The sequence below is a fragment of the Cellulomonas sp. ACRRI genome, from assembly GCF_022346185.1.
Taxonomy (GTDB): Bacteria; Actinomycetota; Actinomycetes; order Actinomycetales; family Cellulomonadaceae; genus Cellulomonas.
In genome coordinates, this window is sequence record NZ_JAKRMS010000036.1 from 21,990 (window position 1) to 32,251 (window position 10,262).

The following is a 10,262-nucleotide window of genomic DNA, read 5'->3' on the forward strand; positions in this document are numbered from 1 at the left end:
GGCGCGCGTCCCCAGGTCCCGCCGACTCAGCCCGCGAAGCCCGGGTCCCGCACGTCCGTCCCCACCGACGCCCAGCTCGACCCGGCGCGGGCGAACAGCTCGCCCTCGGCGGTCGCCAGGTACAGCGCGCTGTCCCCCTTGCCGCCGGCGATGTCGACCGCGTCGGCGAGCGCGGGTCGGGTCTGCACCTCCCCGGACAGCGGGACCAGGTGGTAGACCGCCGTGGTGGTGCTGCCCGACCGGCCGAGCACCCCGAGCGTCGACTCGTCGACCCAGACCACCCGGGTGGCGTCGGTGAGCGTCACCCCGGTCCGCCAGGCCTCGCCGAGCACCTGGGGCGTCCCGGAGTCGTCGCGCACGACCGAGGCCACGTCGACCCGCACGCCGTCCGACCCGGACGAGACGACGGCGACCCGGGTGGCGTCGCGGGCGATCCGCACCGAGCGCACGGTGCGGTCCTGCAGCCACTCGGCCGCCACCTCGACGACGGTGCCGCGGTCGTCGACGGCCAGCAGCTCCCCGCCGGACGGCGCCGACGCGGTCCACACCCAGCCGAGGCGGTCGACGGACGGCGCGACCAGCGCGGGCGCGGCGAGCAGCTCGACCGAGGCGGCGGTCGCCGTCGGGACGGTGACCAGCCGGTCCGGCCCGGACAGCATCACGCGGACGTCGCCGGACCCGTCGCGGGCGGGGTCCCGGGCGTCGAGACCGGCGAGCGAGGAGACGCCCTCGACCGGCTCCAGCTCCCCCGCGGACATCTGCACGAGCGTCCCGTCCTGGAGCGCCTCCAGCGCACCGCCCCAGTCCTGCCCGCGCTCCAGCTCCGCGGCCTCCGCGTCCATCGCGACCCCGCCGGCGCTGACCTCCACCGTGCGGACCCGCGCGATCCGCAGCGACGCCTCGAGCTGCGCCTGCATCCGGGCGCGCTCCTCCGGCTCGGTCGGCAGCCCGCCGGCCGCGAGGCTGACCGTCGCCACCCCGTCCTCGTCGACGGAGACGGCGTCCGGCTGCAGCACCGCGCTCTCGGGCACCGCGCTGCGCACGGCGTCCCGCAGCCACCCGGACGGGCCCGCGATGATCGCGCGCACGATCGAGGTCGCGAGGTTCCGCAGCGGGAACCACCGCGTCTCCGGGACCAGGAACTGCTCGTCCTGCGACAGGAAGTACAGGGTCGCCGACCGGTAGATCGCGTCGAAGTTCGGCTGGGACAGCACGACGCCGTCCTCCAGCCCGGAGATCCGCCACTGGCCCTCGCTGTCCTGCACGAGGTCGAACGTCAGGGACTCCTTGGCGTCCGGGCCGGCCTGCGCGTACCGGCCCTCGTCGTCGATCCGCGCCGCCACCCGCACGTCGACCCGCACCTGGGACTCGCCGACCAGCTCGATGTCGGGGCTGGAGGCGGTCGCGTACACGACGACCCGTTCGCGCGGGTTCCAGGACCGGCGGGTCTCGCCCGACAGGTACTCGCGGGCGTTGCGGAAGTCGTCCGCGGCGTCGACCGAGGCGGACCCCCGGCTGAAGCCCGCGGCGCTGGCGCCGAGGAACCCGCGGACGATGTCCTCGGGCGTGCCGTCCTGCGGGGGCGGGTCGCCGAGCGGCTCGACCACGCCCTGGTCGGTGACGCCCTCGACGCCCACGCCGACCGGGCCGGAGGTCGGGATGCCGACGCAGGCCGACAGCGCCGCGAGCACGACGGCGAGCGCGACGGCGACGCCGGCGCGGCGGGCGGTGGTGCGGGGCGGGGCGGTCATCGGGTCTCCCCCGGTCCGTCGGTCCCGCCGCGGCGGGCGGGTTCGGGGTCGTGGCCGGCGGGCGCGTCGGGCACCGGGGCCGGGTGGCCGGCGCCGCGCTCCTGCCCGCGCCGGCGCTCGACCACCTGCTGGGCCTCCCGCGCCCGCTCCACGACGTCGAACGACCCCGTGGTGGGCGGCAGGTCCGGCAGCGCCGCCGGGTCGGGGCGGTCGGCGTCCCGGTCGCGCGGCGCGGGCCGCTCGGGCTCGGCCGGGGGCTCCAGCGGCAGCGGCGAGGACTCCAGGGTGATGCCGGCCCGCCGCGGCAGCGTCAGCCGGAAGCAGGCGCCCTGCCGCGGCCGCCCCCACGCCTCGAGCCAGCCGCCGTGCAGGTGCGCGTCCTCGAGCGAGATCGCCAGCCCGAGGCCGGTGCCGCCGGTGGTGCGGGCCCGCGCGGGGTCCGCGCGCCAGAACCGGTCGAACACGTGCGCCGCCTCGTCCCGGGACATGCCGACACCCCGGTCCCGGACGGTCACGGCGACCGCGCGGTCGTCCGCGCCCACGGTGACCTCGACGTCGCTGCCGTCGGCGTGCTCGATCGCGTTCACCAGCAGGTTCCGCAGCACCCGCTCCACGCGGCGGGGGTCGACGTCGGCGACGCACTGCCCCTCGGGCTGCGTCACCGACAGCCAGGAGCCCTTCGCGGCCGCCAGGGGCACGGCCTGGTCGACCGCCGCGCCGACGACGTCGCGCAGGTCCCGCGCCTCGGCGTCCAGCACGGCGGCCCCGGCGTCGAACCGGCTGATCTCCAGCAGGTCGCCCAGCAGGTCCTCGAACCGGTCGAGCTGCTGCTGCAGGAGCTCGGCGGAGCGGCGCACCACCGGGTCGAACTCGTCGCGGGACTCGTAGATCATCTCGCCGGCCATCCGCACCGTGGTGAGCGGCGTGCGCAGCTCGTGCGAGACGTCGGACACGAACCGGCGCTGCATGGTCGACAGGTGCTCCATGCGGTCGATCTGGTCCTGCAGGCTCTCGGCCATCTCGTTGAACGACCGGCCCAGGCGCGCCATCTCGTCCTCGCCGCGGACCGGCATCCGCTCGGTGAGGCTCCCGTCCGCGATGCGCTCCGCGACGTGCGCGGCCTGCCGGACCGGGCGGACCACCTGCCGCGTCACCAGCCAGGACATCGACACCAGCAGGACGACCAGCGCGACGGCGCCGATGCCGAGCACGCTCTGCAGGAACTCCAGCCGGTCCTGCTCGGCCTGCAGCGAGTAGAGGAAGTACAGCTCGTAGGACCCCGCGGCGGGCACGGTCACCACCTGGCCGACCATGACGCCGGGCTCGACCCGGCCCGAGTCGGTCGCGGACGCGGGCCAGGCCACGGACTCCCAGCGCTGGCCCTCGTTGGCGGCGGTCGCGGTCCGCAGCTGGTCCGAGACCAGGCCCACCAGGCTGGAGTCGGTGACCCCGCTCGTGACGAGGATCGGCTGCTGCTGGCCGCGGGTGCGCAGGATGAACACCTCGCGCTCCCCCGAACCGCTGGAGCGCAGGGCGCGCACCAGGTCGTTCACCAGGAGCTGCACCTCCGGGCCGGTCGTCGCGGTCGAGGCGTCGAACGTCTCCTGCGCCTGGGCGGCGCTGCGCGCGGACTCGGCGAGCACCTGGTCGACCCGCTGGGTGAACAGGCCGTCCCGGACGGTCACCGACAGGTACCCGCCCAGCACCGCCAGCGCGAGCAGCCCCACCACGAGGGTGAGCGTGAGGACGCGCGCCTGCAGCGAGCCGCGCCAGGCGCGCACCAGCCGGCGCGTGCGGGCGCCGGCGCGCACCGTGGCGAGCCGCCACGCGCGCGCCGCCCGCGCGGTGACGCCGCCGCGGGAGGTCCCGGTCACGGGGGCGTCGCGCCCGCCTTGTAGCCGACGCCGCGCACCGTCACGACGATCTCGGGACGCTCGGGGTCGGCCTCGATCTTGGACCGCAGGCGCTGCACGTGGACGTTCACCAGCCGGGTGTCGGCGGCGTGCCGGTAGCCCCACACCCGCTCCAGCAGCACCTCCCGGGTGAACACCTGCCACGGCTTGCGCGCCAGCGCCACCAGCAGGTCGAACTCCAGCGGGGTGAGCGAGATGGCCGCGCCGTCGCGGGTGACCCGGTGGCCGGTCACGTCGATCGACAGGTCCCCGATCCGCAGGTGCTCCGGCGCCGGCTCGTCGCTGCGCCGCAGGCGCGCGCGCACGCGCGCGATCAGCTCCTTGGGCTTGAACGGCTTGGCGATGTAGTCATCGGCGCCGGACTCGAGCCCGAGCACCACGTCGACCGTGTCGGCCTTGGCGGTGAGCATGACGATCGGCACGCCCGACTCCGCCCGGATGAGCCGGCAGACCTCGGTGCCGTCCTTGCCCGGGAGCATGAGGTCGAGCAGCACGAGGTCCGGCTGCGTGGACCGGAAGGTCTCCAGGGCCTCGTCCCCGTCCGCGCAGAAGACCGGCTCGAACCCCTCCGAGCGCAGGACGATGCCGATCATCTCGGACAGGGCGGTGTCGTCGTCGACCACGAGAACGCGTCCCTTCATCTGCCCATGATCGCATCACGGGGGCCGCGACCGGGCCCCGCGCGCCGCACGACGTCCGGACGGAGCAGCGGCCCGCGCGCGGACGTGACGTGGCACGATGGCCGTCAGCCGCGCAGGGCGCCCTCGACGGGCACCCTCGGCGCACCCCGAACGCCACCCAGGGAGTCCGATGAGCACGCCGCACGACGAGGGCCGCCCCGAGGACGCGCCGCGGCACGGGGAGGACCCGCGCCCCGCGCCCCGGTACGGGCAGTACGCCCCCTCGGGCTGGCAGCCGCCCACGGACCCCGCGGCCGGCGGGCAGCGCCCGAACCCCTGGGGCGACCCGGGCACCCACCCGGGCGGCGGCCGTCCGGGTGACGCGCAGGGGCAGCCGGGGCAGGCCGCCGGCCCGGCCGGCCCGGCCGGGCCGGTCCCGCCGGGGTACGGGCAGCAGCCCGGGTACGGGCAGCAGCCGGGGTACGGGCAGCAGCCGGGGTACCCGGGCGCGCCGGGGCAGCCGCCGGCCCCCGGGTACGGCCAGCAGCCGGGCTACCCGACCGCCCCCGGCCAGCCGCCCGCGCCGGGCTACGGCCAGCAGGGCTACGGCCAGCAGCCCGGTCCGGCCCCGTACGGCTGGGGCGCCAGCCCCTACCAGCCGCCCGCCGCGCAGCCCGGCATCATCCCGCTGCGGCCCCTGAGCATCTGGGAGATCTTCGACGGCGCGTTCCGCGCGATCCGGCACAACCCGGGGACGATGTTCGGCCTCACCGCCGTCGTCGTCGCGGTCGCCACCGCGGTCGGCGCCCTGATCCAGTGGTACGTCGCCGGGTTCTTCGCCAGCGCGGTCAACGACCTGTTCACCGACAGCGCGGGGCTCACCACGGCCGACACCCAGCTGCTCGGCGACAGCTTCGGCACCTCGCTCGCGAGCGTGGCGACCATCCCGCTGACGGCCCTGGCCACCACGGTCCTCACCGGCCTGCTGATCCTGTCGGTCAGCCGCTCGGTCATCGGCCAGCGCGTGTCCGCGCGCGACGTCGTGCGCGGCCAGGGCAAGCGGATCGTCTGGGTCATCGGGTTCAGCCTGCTGCTCGGTCTGGTGACCGCGGTGGGGATGGCGGCCATCGTCGGCCTGGTGGTCCTGGTCGGCACCACCTCGGACAGCGTCGGCCTCACCGTGCTCGTCGGCCTGCTCGGGGTGGCCGCCGCGCTGGTCGGCGGGTTCTGGCTGACGATCCGGACGCTGCTCGCGCCCGCCGCGATCATGCTCGAGGGCGGCGGCTTCTGGGCTTCCGTGGCCCGCGCGTGGCGGCTGACCCGCGGGTCCTTCTGGCGGCTGCTCGGCCTGTACCTGCTGGTGACGATCCTCGTCGGGATCATCTCGCAGATCGTCGTCGTGCCGGTCACGCTGATCTCCCAGCTGGTGCTCAACGACCCGCTCATGACCAGCGGGCCGGCCATCGCGCTGACCGCCGTGGGCACCGCGATCGCCTCGACGATCACGACGGTGTTCATGGCCGGCGTCGTCGCGCTCGCCTACATCGACGTGCGGATGCGCCGCGAGGGGCTGGACGTCGAGCTGGCCCGGGCCGCGGAGGGCGCCGGCCGGTGACCGTGCCCGTCGTCCCGGACGCCGAGCAGGCGCGCCGCTGGCTCGAGCAGGAGCTCGCCGACCCGGTCTACCACCAGCAGCCGAGCCTGCTGCAGCGGTTCCTGGACTGGCTCGGCCGGCTGTTCGAGGGCGCCGACGGGCTGCCGATCGGCAACGTCGGCACGCTCCTGGCGATCCTCGCGGGCCTGGCCGTCCTCGTGACCGTGGCGTTCCTCGTCACGGGGCCCGTCCGCCGCAGCCGGCGGGTCGCCGGGGCCCGCGGCGTGCTGGACGCGGACGACCGGCGCACCGCCGCCGAGCTGCGGGCCGCCGCCGACGCGGCCGCGGCGCGCGGCGACTGGGCCGCGGCGGTCGCGGACCGGTTCCGGGCCGTGGTCCGAGCGCTCGAGGAGCGCGCCGTGCTGGAGGAGCAGCCGGGCCGCACGGCGCACGAGGCCGTCGAGGCCGCCGGGGTGCGCCTGCCCGCCCACGCGGTCGACCTGCGCGCCGCCGGGCGCCTCTTCGACGACGTGGTCTACGGCGAGCGCACCCCGCGCGCGGAGGACGACGCGGCGCTGCGCGAGCTGGACGCGCGCGTGGCGGGGACCCGCCCCACGCCGCCCGCCGGGGTGGCCGCCGCGGGGGTGGGCGCGTGACCGCGCCGACGACCACCCCGCCGCCGGCCGCCGCACCCGCCGGGCCCGACGGCGTCGTCCTCGGGGACGGCACCACCGTGCGCAGCCGCGCGGGCGCCCGGTGGCGCCGGGTGCGCTGGCTGGTCGCGGTGGCGATCCTGCTCGGCATCGGCGTGCTCGCGGCGCTGCTGCCCGCGCCCACCCGCTCGGCCACCGCGCTCGCCCCGGACAACCCCCGGGACAACGGCGCGATGGCGCTCGCCGAGGTGCTGCGCGACCAGGGCGTCCGGATCGACTACGTGCGCTCCGTGGGCGCCGCGGCCGACGCCGCGGAGGCCGGGCGCACGCTGCTCGTGACCTCCGACTGGCTGCTGTCCGACGCCCAGACCTCGGCGCTCGCCGGCACGGACGCCGACCTGGTGCTGCTCGACCCGTCCTTCCTCCTCGACCGGGTGGTCCCGGGTCTGACCACCGGCTGGTCGGGCGGCACCCAGCCCGCCCCGGTCGCCGCGTCCTGCCCCGACCCCGACGCCACCGCCGCGGGGACGGTCTCGGCGACCGGTGCGGGCGTCGTCCCCACCGGCGAGGCCGCCCCTGCCGGGACCACGCTCTGCTTCCCGGTCCCGGGCACCTCCCCGCAGGCGTCCCTGTACTCCGCCTCGGAGGTCGACGGCCGCCGGGTCACCGTGCTGGGCGACGCCGGCCTGATCACGAACGCCCGGATCACCGACGAGGGCAACGCGGCGCTCGCGCTGCGCGCCCTCGGACGGAACGCCGACCTGGTCTGGTACGTGCCGTCCGCCGACGACCTCGGCGCCGACGGGACGAGCACCGGCCCCGGCCTGGGCGACCTGCTGCCGCCCGTCGCGCGGGTGCTGCTGATCCAGGCGCTCGTCGTGGTGCTCGCGCTCGGCCTGTGGCGCGGCCGCCGGCTCGGCCGGGTCGTCGCCGAGCGGCTGCCGGTGGTGGTCCGCCCCGCCGAGACCACCCGCGGCCGGGCGCGGCTCTACCGCACGTCCCGGTCGTACGGGCACGCGGCGGCGTCGCTGCGTGCCGGCACGGCGGCGCGGCTCGCCCGCCGGCTCGGCGTCCCCCGGTCCGCGGGGGCCGCCGACGTCGTCGTCGCGGTCGCCCGGGCGGCCGGCCGGGACGAGACCGACGTCCGCGACCTCCTGTACGGACCACCCCCCACGTCAGACGCGGGCCTGGAGCACCTGGCCCGCCGGCTCGACCAGCTCGAGAGCGAGGTTCACCCCACGTGACCGACCACCCCGCCCCGAACCCGTGGCCGCAGGGCGGCACGCCCGCCGGGTACCCCGCGCCCCAGCCGACCGGCCCGGCGCCGCACGCCGCCCAGCAGCCGTGGGAGGCGCAGCAGCCCGCGCCGGCCCCCTCGACGGCGCCCGGGCAGCCCGCGTGGGCCCAGCAGCCCGCGCCGGCAGCCCCGGCGCAGGCGGCGTCCGCCGTGCCGGAGCCGTCCCCGGAGCTCCGCGAGGCGCTCGGCGCGGTCCGGGCCGAGGTCGGCCGCGCCGTCGTCGGCCAGGACGCCGCCGTGACCGGCCTGGTCATCGCGCTGCTCTGCCGCGGCCACGTGCTGCTCGAGGGCGTGCCCGGCGTCGCGAAGACGCTGCTGGTGCGCACGCTGTCGGCCGCGCTCGACCTGGACACCAAGCGGGTGCAGTTCACGCCGGACCTGATGCCGGGCGACGTCACCGGCTCGCTGGTCTACGACGCCCGCACCGCCGAGTTCTCGTTCCGCGAGGGCCCGGTGTTCACCAACCTCATGCTCGCGGACGAGATCAACCGCACGCCGCCGAAGACCCAGGCGTCGCTGCTGGAGGCGATGGAGGAGCGGCAGGTGTCGGTCGACGGCACCCCGCGCCCCCTGCCGTCGCCGTTCGTCGTCATCGCCACCCAGAACCCCGTCGAGTACGAGGGCACCTACCCGCTGCCCGAGGCGCAGCTCGACCGGTTCCTGCTCAAGCTCACGCTGCCCCTGCCCGAGCGGCACGAGGAGATCGAGGTGCTCGCCCGGCACGCCGCCGGCTTCGACCCGCGCGACCTCGCCCGCGCTGGCGTGCGCGCGGTCGCCGGCAAGGACGTGCTGGAGCGGGCCCGCGAGGAGGTCGCCCGGGTGCAGGTCGCGCCCGAGGTGCTCGGCTACGTGGTCGACGTCGTGCGCGGCACCCGGCAGTCGCCGTCGCTGTCGCTCGGCGTGTCCCCCCGCGGCGCCACCGCGCTGCTGGCGACCGCGCGGGCCTGGGCCTGGCTGCAGGGCCGGTCGTACGTGACGCCGGACGACGTGAAGGCGCTCGCCCACCCGACGCTGCGGCACCGCGTGCAGCTGCGCGCCGAGGCGGAGCTCGAGGGCGTGACGGCGGAGTCGGTGCTCGACACCGTGCTGGCGTCCGTCCCGGTCCCCCGCTGAGGCGCCCGGCGTGGCGATCACCTGGCGCGCGGTCGCGCTGACCGCGGTCGGCGCGCTGCCGGTGCTGCTCTGGCCCGTGCCCGGCACGGTGCTGGCCTGGGCGGCGCTGGTCGTGCTGCTGTGCGCGCTCGACGTCGCCCTGGCCGCGTCGCCGCGCGCCGTCGCGATCCGCCGGGAGGTCACCGGGGCGGTCCGGCTGCACGAGCCCGCCCGGTCCCGGCTGACCCTCACCCACACCGGCGCCCGGCGGCTGCGCGCCGTGGTCCGGGACGCGTGGCAGCCCTCGGCCGGCGCGGGGCAGAACCGGCACCGGGTCGACCTGCCGCCCGGGGAGTCGCGCCGGGTCGACACCGCCCTGCGCCCGAGCCGCCGCGGCGACCTGCGCGCCGACCGGGTGACCATCCGGGCCGCCGGCCCGCTCGGCCTCGCCGCCCGGCAGGCCTCCCTCGAGGTCCCCGGCACCCAGCGCGTGCTGCCCGAGTTCGCGTCCCGCCGGCACCTGCCCAGCCGGCTCGCCCGGCTCCGGGAGATGGACGGCCGCGCGGCCGTCCAGGTCCGCGGGCAGGGCACCGAGTTCGACTCGCTGCGCGAGTACGTGATCGGCGACGACGTGCGGTCGATCGACTGGCGGGCCAGCGCGCGGCGCAACGACGTGGTGGTCCGCACCTGGCGCCCCGAGCGGGACCGCCGGGTGCTGATCGTCCTCGACACGTCGCGCACCAGCGCCGCGCGCACGGGCGAGGAGCCCCGCCTGGAGCCGTCGGTCGAGGCGGCGCTGCTGCTCGCCGCCCTCGCGTCCCGCGCCGGCGACCGCGTCGAGCTGCTGGCCTACGACCGCACCGTGCGGGCGCGCGTGGCCGGCGCCTCGGGCCCCCGGCTGATGCCCGCGGTCGCGGACGCGCTGGCCGACGTCGAACCCTCGCTCGTCGAGGCGGACTGGCCCGGGATCGTCGCTCAGGTCCAGGAGCGGCTGTCCCAGCGGGCGCTCGTCGTGCTGCTGTCCGCGCTCGAGCCGGCGGCCGTCGAGAACGGCCTGCTGCGGGTGGTCGACCAGCTCGCGTCCCGGCACCAGGTCGTGCTCGCGTCCGTGCGGGACCCCGAGGTCGAGCGGCTGCGCACCGGCCGGGAGGACGTGGCCGCGCTGTTCGACGCCGCGGCCGCCGAGCGGACGGAGCTCGAGCGGACGGCGGTCGCGCAGCGGCTGCGCAGCCACGGGGTGGAGGTCGTCGACGCGCTGCCGGACGACCTCGCCCCGCGCCTGGCGGACGCGTACCTGGCGCTGAAGGCCGCGGGCCGCCTCTGACCCGACCCCCTCCCGCAC

The 10,262-nt window shown here is 77.3% G+C and carries 8 protein-coding genes; 5 read left to right on the top strand and 3 right to left on the bottom strand.

What is annotated here, in order from left to right:
* Positions 1-26: 26 nt before the first annotated feature.
* The 3 genes from MHY85_RS08995 to mtrA are packed head-to-tail and all read right to left on the bottom strand — an operon-like array spanning position 27 to position 4,305.
* On the bottom strand, positions 27-1,751 hold the full coding sequence (locus MHY85_RS08995; RefSeq protein WP_239195692.1) for an LpqB family beta-propeller domain-containing protein: 1,725 nt from the start codon (positions 1,749-1,751) through the stop codon (positions 27-29).
* Complete coding sequence (gene mtrB / locus MHY85_RS09000; RefSeq protein WP_374233295.1) at positions 1,748-3,625, bottom strand: MtrAB system histidine kinase MtrB; 1,878 nt, start codon at positions 3,623-3,625, stop codon at positions 1,748-1,750. The genes MHY85_RS08995 and mtrB overlap by 4 nt, the downstream gene beginning before the upstream one ends.
* A complete protein-coding gene (gene mtrA / locus MHY85_RS09005) occupies positions 3,622-4,305 on the bottom strand; it encodes an MtrAB system response regulator MtrA (RefSeq protein ID WP_239195693.1) in 684 nt (227 codons plus the stop codon). The genes mtrB and mtrA overlap by 4 nt, the downstream gene beginning before the upstream one ends.
* A gap of 169 nt (positions 4,306-4,474) precedes the next feature.
* On the opposite strand from mtrA, the gene MHY85_RS09010 reads away from it, so the two are divergent.
* The 5 genes from MHY85_RS09010 (at position 4,475) to MHY85_RS09030 (ending at position 10,244) form a co-directional block, all read left to right on the top strand.
* Positions 4,475-5,899 (top strand): glycerophosphoryl diester phosphodiesterase membrane domain-containing protein, encoded by a 1,425-nt coding sequence (locus tag MHY85_RS09010; RefSeq protein ID WP_239195695.1) that lies wholly within the window; start codon positions 4,475-4,477, stop codon positions 5,897-5,899.
* On the top strand, positions 5,896-6,534 hold the full coding sequence (locus MHY85_RS21825; RefSeq protein WP_239195696.1) for a DUF4129 domain-containing protein: 639 nt from the start codon (positions 5,896-5,898) through the stop codon (positions 6,532-6,534). The genes MHY85_RS09010 and MHY85_RS21825 overlap by 4 nt, the downstream gene beginning before the upstream one ends.
* Entirely contained in the window at positions 6,531-7,775 is a 1,245-nt protein-coding gene (locus MHY85_RS09020) for a DUF4350 domain-containing protein (RefSeq protein ID WP_239195697.1), read from the top strand. Before MHY85_RS21825 ends, MHY85_RS09020 begins: the two co-directional genes overlap by 4 nt.
* Before the next feature lie 203 nt (positions 7,776-7,978).
* Positions 7,979-8,941, top strand: coding sequence for a MoxR family ATPase (locus MHY85_RS09025; protein ID WP_154730099.1), 963 nt, complete (start codon positions 7,979-7,981; stop codon positions 8,939-8,941).
* 10 nt (positions 8,942-8,951) lie between these two features.
* Positions 8,952-10,244, top strand: coding sequence for a DUF58 domain-containing protein (locus MHY85_RS09030; protein ID WP_239195700.1), 1,293 nt, complete (start codon positions 8,952-8,954; stop codon positions 10,242-10,244).
* Positions 10,245-10,262 lie beyond the last annotated feature (18 nt).

Excerpts from the sequence above, each read along its gene's own strand:
- MHY85_RS08995 (WP_239195692.1), bottom strand. The coding sequence starts at position 1,751 with ATGACCGCCCCGCCCCGCACCACCGCCCGCCGCGCCGGCGTCGCCGTC.
- mtrA (WP_239195693.1), bottom strand. The coding sequence starts at position 4,305 with ATGAAGGGACGCGTTCTCGTGGTCGACGACGACACCGCCCTGTCCGAG.
- MHY85_RS09010 (WP_239195695.1), top strand. The coding sequence starts at position 4,475 with ATGAGCACGCCGCACGACGAGGGCCGCCCCGAGGACGCGCCGCGGCAC.